This window comes from Candidatus Poriferisodalis sp. (genome assembly GCF_965205175.1).
Taxonomy (GTDB): domain Bacteria; phylum Actinomycetota; class Acidimicrobiia; order Acidimicrobiales; family Poriferisodalaceae; genus Poriferisodalis.
In genome coordinates this window covers 2,654,779-2,669,725 of record NZ_OZ242038.1, presented here as the reverse complement: position 1 = coordinate 2,669,725, position 14,947 = coordinate 2,654,779, and the positions used below count along the sequence as shown (strand labels likewise).

General features: G+C 67.8%; 14 protein-coding genes. 13 read left to right on the top strand and 1 reads right to left on the bottom strand.

Going from position 1 to position 14,947, the window contains the following annotated elements:
- The first annotated feature begins 149 nt into the window (after positions 1 to 149).
- Both ACOGI4_RS11480 and recG read left to right on the top strand, forming a co-directional pair.
- Complete coding sequence (locus ACOGI4_RS11480; RefSeq protein WP_419843140.1) at positions 150 to 1,997, top strand: DAK2 domain-containing protein; 1,848 nt, start codon at positions 150 to 152, stop codon at positions 1,995 to 1,997.
- Positions 1,994 to 4,192 carry an ATP-dependent DNA helicase RecG gene (gene recG, locus ACOGI4_RS11475; RefSeq protein ID WP_419841799.1) on the top strand — a complete coding sequence of 733 codons (2,199 nt, stop codon included), beginning with the start codon at positions 1,994 to 1,996 and terminating at the stop codon, positions 4,190 to 4,192. The genes ACOGI4_RS11480 and recG overlap by 4 nt, the downstream gene beginning before the upstream one ends.
- Before the next feature lie 97 nt (positions 4,193 to 4,289).
- On the opposite strand, the gene rsmD is transcribed toward recG, so the two are convergent.
- Positions 4,290 to 4,829, bottom strand: coding sequence for a 16S rRNA (guanine(966)-N(2))-methyltransferase RsmD (gene rsmD / locus ACOGI4_RS11470; protein WP_419841798.1), 540 nt, complete (start codon positions 4,827 to 4,829; stop codon positions 4,290 to 4,292).
- Positions 4,830 to 4,931: 102 nt separating this feature from the next.
- On the opposite strand from rsmD, the gene ACOGI4_RS11465 reads away from it, so the two are divergent.
- From ACOGI4_RS11465 to ftsY, 11 genes are all read left to right on the top strand, one after another.
- Complete coding sequence (locus ACOGI4_RS11465; protein ID WP_419841797.1) at positions 4,932 to 5,126, top strand: hypothetical protein; 195 nt, start codon at positions 4,932 to 4,934, stop codon at positions 5,124 to 5,126.
- A 201-nt stretch (positions 5,127 to 5,327) separates the two neighbouring features.
- Positions 5,328 to 5,822, top strand: coding sequence for a pantetheine-phosphate adenylyltransferase (gene coaD / locus ACOGI4_RS11460; RefSeq protein WP_419843139.1), 495 nt, complete (start codon positions 5,328 to 5,330; stop codon positions 5,820 to 5,822).
- On the top strand, positions 5,819 to 6,568 hold the full coding sequence (locus ACOGI4_RS11455) for a hypothetical protein (RefSeq protein WP_419841796.1): 750 nt from the start codon (positions 5,819 to 5,821) through the stop codon (positions 6,566 to 6,568). The genes coaD and ACOGI4_RS11455 overlap by 4 nt, the downstream gene beginning before the upstream one ends.
- Before the next feature lie 214 nt (positions 6,569 to 6,782).
- Positions 6,783 to 7,283, top strand: a complete 501-nt coding sequence (locus tag ACOGI4_RS11450) for a YceD family protein (RefSeq protein ID WP_419841795.1) — start codon at positions 6,783 to 6,785, stop codon at positions 7,281 to 7,283.
- Between the two features lie 87 nt (positions 7,284 to 7,370).
- Entirely contained in the window at positions 7,371 to 7,550 is a 180-nt protein-coding gene (gene rpmF / locus ACOGI4_RS11445) for a 50S ribosomal protein L32 (protein WP_419841794.1), read from the top strand.
- Between the two features lie 16 nt (positions 7,551 to 7,566).
- Complete coding sequence (gene plsX / locus ACOGI4_RS11440) at positions 7,567 to 8,565, top strand: phosphate acyltransferase PlsX (protein WP_419841793.1); 999 nt, start codon at positions 7,567 to 7,569, stop codon at positions 8,563 to 8,565.
- Between the two features lie 91 nt (positions 8,566 to 8,656).
- A complete protein-coding gene (locus ACOGI4_RS11435) occupies positions 8,657 to 8,947 on the top strand; it encodes a phosphopantetheine-binding protein (protein ID WP_419841792.1) in 291 nt (96 codons plus the stop codon).
- The gene (gene rnc / locus ACOGI4_RS11430) at positions 8,937 to 9,731 is read left to right on the top strand and encodes a ribonuclease III (RefSeq protein WP_419841791.1); all 795 of its coding nucleotides are present in this window, start codon (positions 8,937 to 8,939) and stop codon (positions 9,729 to 9,731) included. The genes ACOGI4_RS11435 and rnc overlap by 11 nt, the downstream gene beginning before the upstream one ends.
- The gene (locus tag ACOGI4_RS11425; RefSeq protein ID WP_419841790.1) at positions 9,724 to 10,554 is read left to right on the top strand and encodes a DNA-formamidopyrimidine glycosylase family protein; all 831 of its coding nucleotides are present in this window, start codon (positions 9,724 to 9,726) and stop codon (positions 10,552 to 10,554) included. Before rnc ends, ACOGI4_RS11425 begins: the two co-directional genes overlap by 8 nt.
- 27 nt (positions 10,555 to 10,581) lie before the next feature.
- Positions 10,582 to 13,692, top strand: a complete 3,111-nt coding sequence (locus ACOGI4_RS11420; RefSeq protein ID WP_419841789.1) for a chromosome segregation SMC family protein — start codon at positions 10,582 to 10,584, stop codon at positions 13,690 to 13,692.
- 11 nt (positions 13,693 to 13,703) lie between these two features.
- On the top strand, positions 13,704 to 14,945 hold the full coding sequence (ftsY, locus tag ACOGI4_RS11415) for a signal recognition particle-docking protein FtsY (protein WP_419841788.1): 1,242 nt from the start codon (positions 13,704 to 13,706) through the stop codon (positions 14,943 to 14,945).
- The last annotated feature ends 2 nt before the right edge of the window (positions 14,946 to 14,947 follow it).

Here is a 14,947-nt window from a genome sequence, read left to right as displayed (position 1 = left end):
ACCAACCAGCCACCTCGGGCGCGAGGTAACTTCGGGGTCCACGAAGCCGAGCCAGGCAGGCCGCGGCCGAGCGCGAACAGGTCGTGCTCGGGGCGGCCATCGGCCATGAGCGAGTGCGGCCGGCGACTGCGGGGAAGCGAGAGGTGACCATGGAGTGCCCGTTCTCCCGTGCAGGTTCCAGCAGCTACCGAGCCGGCCCCGTGGACGATGCCCCTTGGCCACGGCCGCGAGCGACGCTGGACTCTGATGCGCTGAGCGCAGTCATGCGCACCTACGGCGCGGCGCTGGGCCAGCACCGGACCACCATCGACCGGCTCAACGTCTACCCAGTGCCCGACGGCGACACGGGAACCAACATGGCTATGACGCTTGCGGCGGTGAGCGATGCACTGCCGCAGTCCGGCGCCTGCAGAGCTGAGGTCTGCCACGCCATCTCCCACGGCGCGCTGATGGGAGCGCGGGGCAACAGCGGGGTGATTGTGAGTCAGCTCCTGCGGGGCTTCGCTTCCGCTGTGGCACCTGGTGACGATCTTGGCGCGGTCGAACCACCGATCACCGCAGCATCGGTGGCCAGTGGCCTAGCGGCAGCCAGTGCGGCCGCTGACAGCGCCGTCATGAGGCCGGTGGAGGGCACGATCTTGAGCGTGGCGCGGGTGTCGGCACAGGCGGCTCAGCGCAAGTTGGACACGCTGGCCGCTGACGGCCGCAGCGGCGATGCCGATGGGCTGGTCGCCGTGCTCGAGAGCGCCAAAGCGGCCGGTCAGCAGGCGCTGGAAGCCACTCCGATGCAGCTGCCGGTGCTGGCGGAAGCCGGAGTCGTGGATGCGGGCGCCGCGGGCTATCTGTTGTTCCTCGACGCCCTGCTGTGCGTGGTCGACGGGCGACCGCTGCCGTCCGAAGTCGATCTGCCGACGGATGTGGCCGCGGCGATTGCCGCGGGAGCTGCCGGATGGCGCCTGACGAGCGATGCGCCCGATGCGGCGTCTGCGCAGCGCGCAGCGCTGCATCGTCACCTCCCCGACGGCGGTGATCACGGGATGCACGACCCGTCCAGCACGCGCTATGAGGTCATGTTCCTGCTCGCGGCGGCTGAGGAGAACATCGAACCGTTCAAGGCTGCTTGGGACGCGCTCGGCGACTCGATGGTGATGGTGGGCGGCGACGGACTGTGGAACTGCCACATTCACACCGACCACATCGGTCCGGTCATCGAGGCCGGCATCGATGCGGGACGACCGCACCGCATCCAGATCACCGATCTGCACGAGCAGGTTGCCGGACTCCAGGGGACCGGCATCGACACAACCGGCCCCGACGCGACGCTTTTGGACCGGCCACAGGTGCGCTGTGCGGTGGTGGCGGTCTCGCCGGCGCCGGGTCTCGACGAGCTCTTCACGTCGCTGGGCGCTCAGCAGATCGTCACCGGGGGCCAGACCATGAACCCGTCGACGGCGGAGTTGCTCGCAGCCGTCGAGGCCGCGCCGGCAACCGAAGTGGTCGTGCTGCCGAACAACGCCAACATCGTCGCAGCGGCGCGGCAGGCCGATGCACAGACCGCGAAGCATGTGGAGGTCGTGGCCACCGAGTCGCTGCCCGCGGGCCTCGCAGCGTTGGTCGGATACGACCCGTCGGTCGAGGCGGGGCGAAATGCGGTGCTGATGGCCGAAGCAGCGAGCGCCGTCGCGGCGGGCGAGGTGACCAGAGCGGTCCGCTCGGTGACGGCGTCGATCGGCCATGTCGCAGCCGGGCAGTGGATCGGTCTCGACGGTTCCGGCATCGTCGCTGCGGGCGAGCAGGCGGCTGACGCTGCCATTGGGCTGCTTGAGCATCTGCTGGCACCCGAGCACGAGATCGTCAGCTTGATCGAAGGGGCGGGCGCCCAGCCGAGCGAGACCGCGGGCATCGAGTCGTGGCTGTCGCAGCACTGGCCTGATGTCGCGCTTGAGCGCCACGTCGGCGGCCAGGACCACTATCGGTATCTCGTCGGCGTCGAATGAGTCCGCCGCCGACGGCCCAGAACTCGAACGTGTCGGCAGCGGGCGCGCCGAGCACAGCGCCGGCTGATCCTCTGACGCTGCGGGATCTCGACTCGATCGACGTGGCGCGTCTGCGTGGGGTCGGACCGCATCGATGCGAGTCCTTGAAGGCGCTCGGCATCGAGTCCGTGTTCGACCTGCTCACCTACTATCCGCGGCGCTACATCGACCGGACGGCCCAAGCGCCGATACGCGATGCGGTTGTCGGATCCGACATCACGATCGCCGCCGAGGTGCTGGCGGTGTCGAGTCGACGCCTGGGCGGCGGCCGTCGGCTGGTGCGTGTCGACATCGGCGACGCCACCGGCGTGATGAGCGTCGTCTTCTTCAATCAGGCGTGGCGGGAACGCCAGCTCTGCGAAGGCCGCTGGGTGACGGTCTTCGGCAAGGTGGAGCACTACCGCGGACGCAAGCAGATGACGAATCCCGTGGTGGACGTTCTCGGCGATCGCACCGGCAAGATCGTGCCCGTCTACCCGCAGTCGGAGACGGCCGGCGTCGCCACGTGGGATGTCGCGAACTGGGTCGCCGAAGCGCGTCGGCGTTGTGCGGCCAGGGGCATCGCCGATCCCGTGCCGGACTGGCTGCGGCTTCGGCTGCATCTCGTCGACCGCGCGACAGCATTGGCCGACATTCATGATCCGCGGTCGTGGTCCGACAAGGCCGCAGCGCGTGACCGGCTGGTGTTCGACGAACTCTTGCGGGTCCAGCTGATGCTGCGGTGTCAGCGCCTGGCACGCGAGTCCCACGAACTCGGCATCGAACACGAGCCGACCGGCGGTCTCATCGAGATCTTCCATCGCAGCCTTCCCTACTCGCTGACTGATGCGCAGCGACGCGTGATGGCCGACATCGACGCCGATCTCCGCTCGACGCGGCCGATGCACCGGCTGCTGCAAGGCGATGTCGGCTCAGGCAAGACCCTCGTGGCGCTGCACGCGCTGCTGATTGCGGTGCGCAACGGTCATCAGGGAGCGCTCATGGCGCCCACCGAAGTGCTCGCCGAACAGCACCTCATCTCCTTGCGGGAACTGCTCGACGGCCTCGTCGTCCCCGACGACGCACGACTCGGCGGCACGAGGCCATTGCGCCTGTGTGTGCTCAGCCGCTCGCGTTCGGCGGCACAGCGCCCAGCGGTGCTGGCAGAGATCGCTGCGGGGCACGCGGACATCGTCGTAGGCACTCACGCCCTGCTGGAGGAATCGGTGCGCTTCTCGTCGCTCAGTGTCGTGGTCGTCGACGAACAGCATCGGTTCGGCGTGTCACAGCGCGCCCAACTGCGTGAGCACGGTCGCGAGGACCGCCGCATCCCTCACTTGCTGGTGATGACGGCAACGCCCATACCTCGCACCGCAGCCATGACGGTGTACGGCGATTTGGACATTTCCGTGCTCGACGAGCTGCCGCCGGGCCGCACGCCCATTGCGACACATTGGGTACAGGGTCCTTTGGCTGCGGCATCTATGTGGTCCCAAGTGCGCGCCGAGGTCGAGTCCGGCCGCCAGGCGTACGTGGTGTGCCCGTTGATCACCGAGAGCGAGCGCCTCGAGGTGAACGCCGCGGAACAGCAGTACGCCGAACTCGCCGCCGGTGTGCTCGCCGGCTGCCGAGTCGGACTGCTGCACGGCCGCATGCCCTCAGCCGACAAGGAGCGCGCGATGGCGCGATTTCGTGCCGCCCAGCTGGACGTTCTCGTTGCCACGACCGTGGTCGAGGTCGGTGTCGACGTGCCGAACGCCACCGTCATGGTCGTGCTGTCTGCTGACCGCTTCGGGATTGCACAGCTGCACCAGCTGCGCGGCCGCGTCGGCCGAAGCAGCCACGCATCGATGTGCTTCCTGGTCAGCGACGACGATCCGACCCCGACCGCCGCGCAGCGGCTGACGGCACTGTCGCAGACCAACGACGGGTTCGAACTGGCCGAACGCGATCTCGAGCTGCGCGGCGAGGGCACCTTGTTCGACGAACGACAATCGGGGCGCAGCGACTTGAAGCTGGCATCGCTGGCGCGCGACGGCACCTGGGTGCAGGCGGCTCGCAACGCGGCCGTTGAGTTGGTCGCAGCCGATGGGGACCTTGATGCGCATCCGGCATTGGCCGACGAAATCGCCTGGCTCGCCGTCCGCCGCGACCCCGACTTCTTGCAGCGCAGCTGACGGTTGCCTCGGCAGGCCGCGCCGCGCCGAGTGCCCGCGTCTTGAGTCTGCACCCCGTGTCAGCTGTCTCGGACACCACGCACTCGCCGAGTACGCGTTACGTGCGTGTCAGCTGCGTACGTACCAGCAACGTGATGACCGGCGTGCCGTAGCGGCGTACTCGGTGTGTTCGCCAGCTGCCGTCGACCTCGGGCTCGATTGCGCGATCCGACTCACACACCAGCATCTCGGCGTTGACGCCACCGAGGACATCGCGCCAACGATCGAATCGGTAGGGCGGATCGGCGAACGCCACGTCGACCGGATCATCATGCGCGAGCACGTGGCTCAGGACATCGGCTCGCACCACCGAGCCGCGCTCAGCGATGCCGAGAGCCGTCAAGTTTGCCGTGACTGTGCGGCACGCGCCGGCGTCGGAGTCCACGAAGGTGGCGTGCGCTGCATGACGCGAGAGCGCTTCGATGCCGAGTGCTCCAGAGCCGCTGAACAGGTCGAGCACACGGGCGCCGCGTGGCATGTCGAGGCTGGCCAGCATGTTGAAGATGGCCTCGCGGGCGCGTTCGGATGTCGGCCGCACAGCGTCGCTTCCGGCCACCGTGAGGCGGCGGCCGCCCAGTGTCCCGCCGACGACGCGCATGGCATCAAGCTAGGAGCATGCGACACGGTGAAGACGTCCGTCTCCGCGCATCATTGCACTGCTCCGGTAGACCTGCCGGGCGGCAAGGCAGGCCATGCAGCGATGCCTGAAGAAACGGTGCCTGACGAAACGGTGCCTGAAGAGATTCTGTGCGTGGACTGCGGCGGCCGATGCCGCTTGCTGAGCGTGCCCGAGCCGGACTGGGGCTTCGGGCCGGGAGACGTCGTCGCCTATCGATGTGTCGACTGCGCTGATCGATGGGACGTCGTGGTGCCCGACACCGAAATCCCAGGCTGATCCGTTGACCGTGAACCGACTCGGCCACGACTGGCCGGGTTCGACAGGCCGGGTTGATGTGCCGAGTTCGATAGGCACAGTTGACTCGCAGATCTGGATTGACTGGCCTTTGAGGGTCCCCCGTTTCGCTCTCGCCGCGCTGTACGGTCGGCTCACCTGAGACAAACCGACCCGGAGGAGCTGTTCTCGGTGGTCACGGCAATGTATCCGGGTTCATTCGATCCCCTGCACAATGGGCATCTCGATGTGATTGTCGCGTCGTCACGGCTGTTCGATTCGATCACCGTGGCGGTGATGCGGAATCCGTCCAAGGCGGCGCCGTTCTTTTCCGACGACGAGCGCGTCGCCATGATCGCCGAATCGACCAGCCACCTGGGCAACGTCTCGGTGGTGCAGTTCGGCGAACTGGTCATCGACCTCGCTCAACGGCTCGGTGTCGAGGTCATCGTCAAGGGCCTTCGCAGCCAGAGCGACTTCGAGTCCGAGCTGCGCATGGCGCACATGAACTACTCGGTCAGCGGCGTCGAGACGGTCTTTGTCCCTCCTCGTACCGAACATCTCTTCGTTGCATCGAACTTCATCCGAGAGATCACCAGTTTCGGCGGCGACTGCTCGCATCTCGTCCCGCCTCCAGTAGCCGCACGGCTGGGCCGTCACGCCGCACACCAACGCACTGCGCACAAGGGGAACACATGAGCATGACCGAGAGCACCGTCACGGTGCCGGCGGCGCATTCGCCATTCGGCACGGCTCCGCATGGCCCCGGGGTGCTTGCGCCCGGCTCGCGTGCCCAAGATGCGCACAGCCAGGCCGCGCCGATGCCGCCCCAGGTTCGCCCCTCAGGAACGCTCGTAGCGCGTTCGGCGTCGGTGACGGCCGAACAGTTCATTCGCGAAGCGATGGACATCATCGACGCTGCGCGGCCGATGCCGTTGTCCACATCGGTGATGATCAACCGCGACGAGGTGATGACCTTGCTCGAGTCGGCGCTGGCAGCGGTGCCCGACGAAACGCGCCAGGCACGTTGGCTCCTGCGCGAGCGCGACGAGGTGCTGGCCCGTGCGCGCGTGGATGCCAATCTGGTTATCGACGAGGCACGCAGCCGTGTCGCCCAGATGGTTCAGCGGACCGAAGTCGTGCGCACGGCGGAGCGAAGGGCACGCCAATTGCTCGACGACGCCCTGATCCAAACCCGGCGTCGTCGTCACGAGGTGGACGAGTACTGCGAACGGCAGCTGGCACAGTTCGAGAGTGCAGTCGACCAGCTCCAGACTGCGGTACAAGCGGCGCGCCGCAAACTGGCCAAGCGCTCTGCGGCCCCCGTTGCCCCGAGCGTCCCGCCCGAGCGCCCCGGCACCGAAGCAGAAGGCGCTCCCGCGGATGGGCCTGCCGCCCGCGGCGCCGACACCCGTCCGGTGGTCTTCGACCAAGATCGCACCTGAGTCTGTTGCACTTGAGTCCAGTGCGCCCGAAGTCACGGCGCTGAACCGAATGGCGAGGTTGGGCTCTCGCGGCCTGTGAGCGACCATGAGCGGTATCGGCAGTCCACACATCAGCCGTCAACCCGGCGGCAGTCAACCCAAGACACCACGGCCATCGCTGCGTGTGCCGTTGAGACGTGTCGCGCCTGGTCAGTGTTTCGAGTGGTCTGCAACGGTGCCGGCCGCTGCGCTGGCGGAGGCTCAAGACGCGAGCGCAGCCGACTCGGCGGAACTGCGAATCGCGGACGTCGAAGTGCCGCTCGACAGCCATGTCGGCGTGGCATTGAGGCTCGAACTCATCAGCGGCGGTCTGCGGGTCGCGGGTCAGATCACCGCGAGCTGGCAAGGTCCGTGCGCACGCTGCTGGCTGCCGCTCGACGGCGACCTGCGCGTGGCGGTGCGAGAGACCTTCACTGCCACACCGCGCGAAGGCGAGCAGTACGCGCTGGGTTCCGAGTACGCGGACCTCGCTCCCATGGTGCGAGAGTCCGTCCTGCTGGCGTTGCCGATCGAGGCGATTCGCTGCCCGCATCCCGAACCGTGCCCGAATCAACCCGGCGAGCTCGCGACGGCGAGCGACGAGCCGTCGTCCGACGACGCGGCCGAGCCTGCGGATCCGCGTTGGGAGGCCCTCGAGGCTCTGCGGGACCGGCTTGGCGGCCAACCGCCACCATGAAGAGCCCGACGCTTGGTCATCCAGCGAGAGCGCCCTCGCGCGCCCGCGCCATGGCTAAACTGCACGCTGCGCTCGAGGAGACCAGCAGTGGCAGTCCCCAAAAGGAAGACATCCAAGAGCAAGACGCGTTCGCGAAGGGCTGCGTCGTGGCGCCTCCGCGAGGCACCACGCAGCTTGTGCCCACGCTGCGCTGCAGCAAAGCTGCCGCACCGCGTCTGCGGGCAATGCGGCTGGTACGGCGGACGCCAGGCGCTCGACATCGCCTGAGGCGGCACGCACGCTGATGACGCTGCCGGTCGCCGTCGATGCAATGGGCGGCGATGACGCTCCGCAAGCTGTCGTGAGCGGCGCGCTCGAGGCCGCAAGAGAGGGCCTCGAGGTTGTGCTCGTGGGCCGCCGCGAGGCGATCGTCGCCGCCGGCGGCGAGTCGCTGGACGTCTTTGAGGCGTCCGAGGTCATCGAGATGTCCGAGGAGCCCAGCCGCGCGGTGCGGACGAAGAAGGACTCCTCGATCTGCCGTGCGGTGAACGCCGTGCGCGACGGCGAGGCGTCGGCGGTGGTCAGCGCGGGCAACACCGGTGCCGTCGCCACGGCGGCGCTGCTGAGGCTGAAACGACTTCCCGGCGTTGCCCGTCCGGCCATAGCGGCTGCATTTCCTGTACCCGGCGCCGCCGGTCGCATCGCTCGCGTCCTGCTCGACTCCGGCGCCATGGCCGACTGCAATGCTCAGTGGCTGCACCAGTTCGCTCGCCTCGGCTCTGCCTACAGCCGCATCCGATTCGGCGTGGCAGCTCCGCGAGTCGGTCTGCTGTCGATTGGCGAGGAGTCCGAAAAGGGCAGTCAGCTCGTCAAGCAGACGCACCAGCTGCTCGCAGCCGACGACGACCTCGACTTCTACGGCAACGTGGAAGGGTCTGACGTTCTCGACGGCCCGGTCGACGTCGTGGTGACCGACGGCTTCACGGGCAATGTGGTGCTGAAATCGCTGGAGGGCACGGCCTCGTACTTCGTGCGCCTCATTCTCGAACGCCTCGCCGGCGGCGGGGCTGCCGGTGAGCAGGCGCTTCGCATCCTTGCCCCACTGGCCGACGAGATGAGCCCCGACAATGTCGGCGGCGCCATGCTGCTGGGCGTCAGAGGAGTCTGTGTCATTGCGCACGGCGCCTCGAGCCCGCGAGCGGTGACCAGTGCGATCAGGGTCGCGCATCGCATGGTCGAGGACGACTTGTTGGGTGCCTTGGAGGCGATGAGCCTCACGCCGTCCGCTGCGGGCCGCCGATAAGCTGCGGGCTCATCTGCTGCACGGACGTTTCGCAACGATGCCCCGATGCGCCGCTGCCGGGATGCTAGGAAGCCTCGAGGCAGGAGTGGCCATGCCCGCCGAGACCCATGTTCGCCAGAATCCTCCTGAGCGAGACGAGGTCGTCGAGCTCATTCGCAACCAGCTCTCCGACATACTGGAACTGGAGCCGTCACAGGTCGCAGAGTCGTCGTCGTTCGTGGACGATCTCGGTGCAGACTCGCTCGCCTTGATTGAGCTGGTCGAGGCGCTCGAGGAGGAGCTGGCGGACCGCACGGTGGGCTTTCGCATCGAAGACGAGGATCTCGAAGACCTCAAGACTGTTCGAGATGCCATCGACTATGTGATGGAGCGTGTCGGCTGAGGTGGCAGTTGCTGGTGCCGAACTCGCTGAGCACGATGGCTTCTCCGAGCGGGTCGGCTATCGCTTCGCAGACACCGGACTCCTGACCGAGGCGCTTTCGCATCGCAGCTGGTGCAATGAGCGCAACGCTGAACGGCCAGACGACGAGCGGGTGGTCTCCAATGAGCGTCTGGAGTTCCTCGGCGATGCTGTGCTCGGCCTGTGCATGTGCGAGCTTGCGATGGCCCGCTGGCCTGATCTGGGCCCCGGTGATCTCAGTGCAGTCCGTGCGGCGGTGGTGAACGCCGGCGCGCTGGCCCAAGCCGCTCGAAGCTGCGGGCTCGGACGTGTGCTGATGCTCGGCAAGGGCGAGTCTGCAACTGGTGGTGCCGACAAGGAGTCGATCTTGGCCGACGCGCTCGAAGCAGTGTTGGGCGCGATCTTCTTGGACGGCGGCCTGGGTGCAGCACGCGAAGCGGCCGATCGCCTGCTGGGCGCACGCCTCGCCACCGCAGCAGGCGAACCGGGTGCACGCGAGGCCAAGAACCGCCTTCAAGAACTCGTGTTTCGCCAGTTCGGCACCGAACCTGCCTATGACGTGTCGACATCTGGGCCTGCGCACCGACCTCGCTTCGTCGCCGCGGCGCGCGTCGCCACGACGGTCTGGGGCCGTGGAGAGGGCGCCACCAAGCGCAGCGCCGAGCGTCGCGCGGCGCAGGCCGCTGTTCTGCGACTGCTGCACGACGGCGCTGACGCAACTGCGGCCGACGAATCCGTATCTCCTGAGGAGCGAGTCCATGGCTGAACTGCCCGAGATCGAAATTGCGCGACGCGATCTGGAAAAGGAGATCGCCAGCCGCCGGATCAAGACCGTCGAGGTTCCCGGGACCAAGAAAACGCTGCCCGCGATGCGGTCGAAGCAGCAGTTCGCCGATCTGCTCGAAGGCAGCAAGATCGAGTCGGTGTCTCGCGAGGGCACGCTGCTGCTCTTCGACCTCGGACCCGAGAAGATCATGGTGGCGCGTCTGGGCGCCACCGGCTCGTTTCGACGAGCAACCTCCAGAACACCTCATGAACCCGGCACGAAAGTGGTCTTGACCTTCACCAAGGGCGGACAGCTGCGCCTAGTTGACACTGGTGCCGAAGCGATACTGCGCGTGTTCGCGAGGAAGCGCTACTTCAAGCTGTTCCCGGGCCAAGCCGACCTCGGCTTCGATCCGGTCGACATGCCGATGCCGTGGACTGACTTCGCCCTGATGCTGCGTGGACGCTCTGAGACCATCCGCGAACTGCTGTTGGACCAGAGCTTCGTTGTGGGGCTCGGACCGATGTACTCCGACGAGGTGCTGCATGCGGCACGGCTCTCCCATGCTCGCGTCGCCAGCAGGCTGAACACTCAGGAAGTCCGTCGGCTCTACCGCGCCATCGTCGAGACGGTTCACAACTCCATCAAGTACCGCGGCGCCGGAACCGGAGGCCATCTCGACATCTTCGGCAAGTCCGGGGGCTTCGATCCCTACCTGGAGGTCTTCGGGCGTGCAGGCGAGCGCTGCCGCAATGGCAGGGGCAACGTCCTGACGACCGTGATCGGAGACATGACGCACCACTACTGCGACTACCAAGTGTAAGCGTCCGCCTGAGCGTCGCGAGCTGTCGTGTTCCTCCGTTCCCTCACCTTGTCGGGCTTCAAGTCGTTTGCCGACAGCGCCACGCTGACCTTCGAGCCGGGCGTCACGGTGGTGGTAGGCCCCAACGGCAGCGGAAAATCGAACGTCGTGGACGCCATTGCTTGGGTGCTCGGCGCGCAGAGCCCGCGCGTGCTGCGTGGTCAACGGATGGACGACGTGGTCTTCGCGGGAACAGATCGCCGCAGCGCCTTGGGCAGAGCTCAGGTCACGTTGGTCATCGACAACGAGTCGCAGGCCCTGCCCGCTCCTACAGCCGAGGTCGCGATCACCCGCACGCTGTTCCGCTCGGGAGAATCGGAGTATGCGCTCAACGGGACGCCGTGGCGACTGCTCGACCTGCAGGAACTCCTCAACGACGCAGGCGTCGGGCGTCAGCAGCACATCATCGTGGCACAAGGCCAGATCGAGCAGGTCCTCGCCGCTCACCCCGAGGACCGGCGCGCGCTGATCGAGGAAGCCGCCGGCGTGTTGAAGTTCCGGCGCCGCAAGGAGCGAGCGCAGCGGCGGCTCGAGCGCACCGAGGCGAACGTCACGCGCCTCGTTGACCTGCAGCGGGAGCTGCGACGTCAGCTGCGGCCGCTCGAACGGCAGGCTGCCGCTGCCCGCCGGCACCGAGAGCTCGGCGCGGAGCTCGCACAGATCCAGCTGTACAACGCCGGACGTGAGCTGGCAGAGCTTCAGCAGGCGCAGGCGGAATGCGATGCCCAGCGAGGCGAGCTGGCGGCGCAGCGCGAGTCCGGTGCAGCGTCGATGGCAGAGATCGACGGCGCAATCGACGATGCGCAGTCGCAGCTGGCCCAACTCACCGCAGGACCAGACGATCGCCTGCCGCGCGTGGCGTCGATGTCGGAACGCGCACGCGGCCTGATCGGCCTGACCTATGAGCGGGTGCGTTCCGTTGAACGAGAGCGCAACGCCATGCTCGACGCCGATGTCATGGCGACGCTGACCGACGAGCACGAGCGCGTCACCGCCGAGCTGGCCGAGCTGGAAACTGCGCCGCAGCAGACGCCGTCGACCGGGGCAATGGGCGACGCGGTGGACTCGGGCGATACCGGCCACCCGCAGGTGCAGTGGACTGCCGTGCAGGCAGCCGAGACAGCACGCGCCGAGGCCGAAGCCCGCCTGCGCGCTGCCGCTGCGGCGCTGGCCGAGTCCGACGAGCATCGGCGCGGCGCGTCAGAGGAGCTGCAGCACTGGATCGGAAGATTCGAAGCGTTGTCTTCGGCTGTCGCCGCCGCACGCAGCGACACGGGCGCCGCCGCGCTGGGGGACTTGGCGGGTGTGGGAGGCGTACTCGGTGAACTGGTGACCATCGACCACGGCTGGGAAGCGGCCGCCGAGGCGGCCGCCGACGGAGCGTTGTCTGCGGTGGTGGTGCGTGACGACCGAACTGCAGCCGCAGCATTGGCGCTGCTTGCCGATGCCGACATGTGCGGCGCCGTGATCTCGCTCGAGAAGCTGCCGCCGGCCGGTTGCCAGAACGATGGGACCGGCGAGTCGCTGCTGCACGCTGATGCGCGGGGAGACTTCGTGCGAACCCATCTGCAGGTTGCCACCGATGCACCGCAGTGGTGCCGGGACCGACTCGAGAGATTGCTCGACGCAGTGGTCGGCGCAGCCATCTGCGTTCGAGGAAACTGGACCAGCGCGTATGACTGCGCGCTCGCGGATCGTGCATCGGTGTTCGTCACCGCGAGCGGCGACCGATTCGGGCCTCGGCGCTGGCGGATCGGCACCGCCGGAACCGCCGCGGCCGCCGCCGTGCTGGCCCAAGCGCGCACCCGCATCGACGAACTGACGCTGCTCGATCGGCAAGCCGGCACAGCGTGGGCCTCGGCGAACCAAGCGCACCGCGCCGCCCTCGACGCCTGCGCGCAGGCACAGCGCAGCGCCGAGACGCTGCGACGTCGAATGGAGGCCGCAGACGCACAACAGGCTGCCGAGGCGCAAGCGTCGCAGGACCGCGCTGCTGCTGCGCGCCGGCGCAGATCGGTGCTCGACGAACGGCTCAGGGCGGTGTCTCAACGGCTCGAGCGTCATGAGAGCGCTCGCGCTGACGCATCGGCTCGGCTGGATCGAATCGATGCCGTCGTGTCGGGCCTCGAACGCCTCGCGCAGCTGCTCTCGCAGTGTCGGAAGCGCCTCGAAGCCCAGGAGCGGCAGCTTCGCGCACGTCACGAGAGCCGCACCGAGCTGGTTCGCCGGCTGACCGAGCGCCTCCATGCGCTCCGTCGAGAACGCGAGGCTGCGGAGGCCCACCAAGAGCATCTGCGCACGAAGCTGACTGCGCTCGACATTGCCGATGCACAACGAGCCGGCGGACGAGACAGCGTGATCTCGCTGCTGCGCACCGAGCTCGCTGCGGATCCCGCAACAGCCCTCGCGGCACCGCCGCCATTGCTGCCGCACGGCATCACTGCAGCGGCGCATGAAGCCTCACTGCGCGCTGACCTGCGGCGTCTCGGCCCCGTGAATCCGCTGGCCCTGTCGGAATTCGAGGCCGCTTCGGAACGATTCGATTTCGTCGCCGGCCAGCTTGCTGACGTACGAAGCAGTCGCCGAGAGCTGAACCAAGTAATCCGCGCCATCGACCAAGAGATCATCGCGAGCTTCACGCTGGCGTTCGACGATGTTGCCCGGAACTTTGCCGAGCTGTTCGAGACGCTGTTCCCTGGCGGCACCGGCACGTTGTCGCTCACCGATCCCCACGAGCCCTTGACCTGCGGCGTCGAACTCGACGTCCGACCGGCGGGCAAGCGCATCGGGCGCCTGTCGCTGCTGTCGGGCGGCGAGCGCTCGCTGGTCGCGCTGGCCTATCTGTTTGCCGTCTTCCGCAGCCGGCCGTCGCCCTTCTACGTGCTCGATGAAGTCGAAGCAGCTCTGGACGACGTCAACCTGCAGCGCTTCTTGCGGCTCGTCGCAGAGTTCCGGCGCGAATCGCAGCTGATCATCGTGAGCCATCAACGCCGCACCATGGAAGCGGCTGATGTCCTCTATGGCGTGTCCATGCCCCCCGGCGGCACCAGCGTGGTCGTGTCGGAGCGGCCGGCAGAGGCCGCAACCGCTCCTCGGTAGCCTGCTCGTCCGTGAGTAGCACGGCAACGCTCATCCTCGTCATGGTCGCCGTCACGGTGCTGCTCGGTGCGCTTCCGTTCATTCAGCGAGCAGTGCAGCGCCGCCGTCGGCCGACATCGCCGGCGCCGACGGGCGGCCGGGCGAGTTCGCCACATGACGCGGACTGCTCCGGCACGGCGCCGCCGCACGCCGACGAGCCGGCAGTGGATCGTGTTGCGTCCGCCGAAGCGAAACCGCTGCCGCGTGAAGCCATGTTCGCGTCTGGACTGGCCGCGGCGCGTCGCAGGCTGCGCGATCGGCTGGCGTCGATCCAGCGGCGCCAAGCCGATTCGACGACATGGGAGCTGCTGGAGGAGGCCTTGCTCGGCGCCGATGTCGGCGTCGCCACGACGATGGCCACGCTGGACCGCCTGCGGCAGACCGCTGCGGAGACCGACATCGTCGATGCAGACCAGCTGACCCAGGCGCTGGCCGACCAGATGCGCCGGACCCTCGTCGCGGATCGCTCGCTGCGCTTGGACTCGCCGACACCGGAGCGCGTCATGCCCGTGTGGCTGTTCGTGGGGGTCAACGGTGTCGGCAAGACCACCACCATCGGCAAGGTGGGCGCCCGCCTGGCCGCCCAAGGCCGGCGCGTCGTCATGGCCGCGGGCGACACGTTCCGTGCCGCTGCAGCATCGCAGCTGCAGAAGTGGGCCGATCGATGCGGTGCAGAGGTGATCTCCGGCAGCGACGGCGCTGATCCCAGCTCGGTCGTGCATGACGCCGTCAGCGCCGCGGCGGCCCGCAACGCCGATGTGGTGCTGGCAGACACCGCAGGCAGGCTGCAGAACCGCAAGAACCTGATGGACGAACTGGCCAAGGTCCGCCGGGTCGCCGACCGGGCGCCCGGGGCGGTCGTCGAGACGCTGCTCGTCATCGACGCCACCACCGGTCAGAACGGCTTGAGCCAGGCGCGCGCGTTCGCTGAAGCCACCGATGTCACCGGCGTCGCGCTCACCAAGCTGGACGGTTCGGCCAAGGGCGGGATCGTCTTCGCCATCGAGGCCGAGCTGGGCCTGCCGGTGAAGCTGGTGGGACTCGGCGAGGGTGCCGACGACCTCGTCGACTTCGACCCCGACCGCTACATCGAAGCACTGCTCGGCACCGGTGCGCAAGACTCCTGCACACCCCAGGACGTTGCAACCAAGGACGGCACAGCCCATGACGGCATAACCCGGGCCGGCCGAGAAGCCCTGATGGTGCAGGACTGAAC

Excerpts from the sequence above, each read along its gene's own strand:
- rsmD (WP_419841798.1), bottom strand. The coding sequence starts at position 4,829 with ATGCGCGTCGTCGGCGGGACACTGGGCGGCCGCCGCCTCACGGTGGCC.
- ACOGI4_RS11435 (WP_419841792.1), top strand. The coding sequence starts at position 8,657 with ATGCCCGCCGAGACCCATGTTCGCCAGAATCCTCCTGAGCGAGACGAG.
- ACOGI4_RS11480 (WP_419843140.1), top strand. The coding sequence starts at position 150 with ATGGAGTGCCCGTTCTCCCGTGCAGGTTCCAGCAGCTACCGAGCCGGC.
- plsX (WP_419841793.1), top strand. The coding sequence starts at position 7,567 with ATGACGCTGCCGGTCGCCGTCGATGCAATGGGCGGCGATGACGCTCCG.
- recG (WP_419841799.1), top strand. The coding sequence starts at position 1,994 with ATGAGTCCGCCGCCGACGGCCCAGAACTCGAACGTGTCGGCAGCGGGC.
- ACOGI4_RS11455 (WP_419841796.1), top strand. The coding sequence starts at position 5,819 with ATGAGCATGACCGAGAGCACCGTCACGGTGCCGGCGGCGCATTCGCCA.
- ACOGI4_RS11425 (WP_419841790.1), top strand. The coding sequence starts at position 9,724 with ATGGCTGAACTGCCCGAGATCGAAATTGCGCGACGCGATCTGGAAAAG.
- coaD (WP_419843139.1), top strand. The coding sequence starts at position 5,328 with ATGTATCCGGGTTCATTCGATCCCCTGCACAATGGGCATCTCGATGTG.
- ACOGI4_RS11465 (WP_419841797.1), top strand. The coding sequence starts at position 4,932 with ATGCCTGAAGAAACGGTGCCTGACGAAACGGTGCCTGAAGAGATTCTG.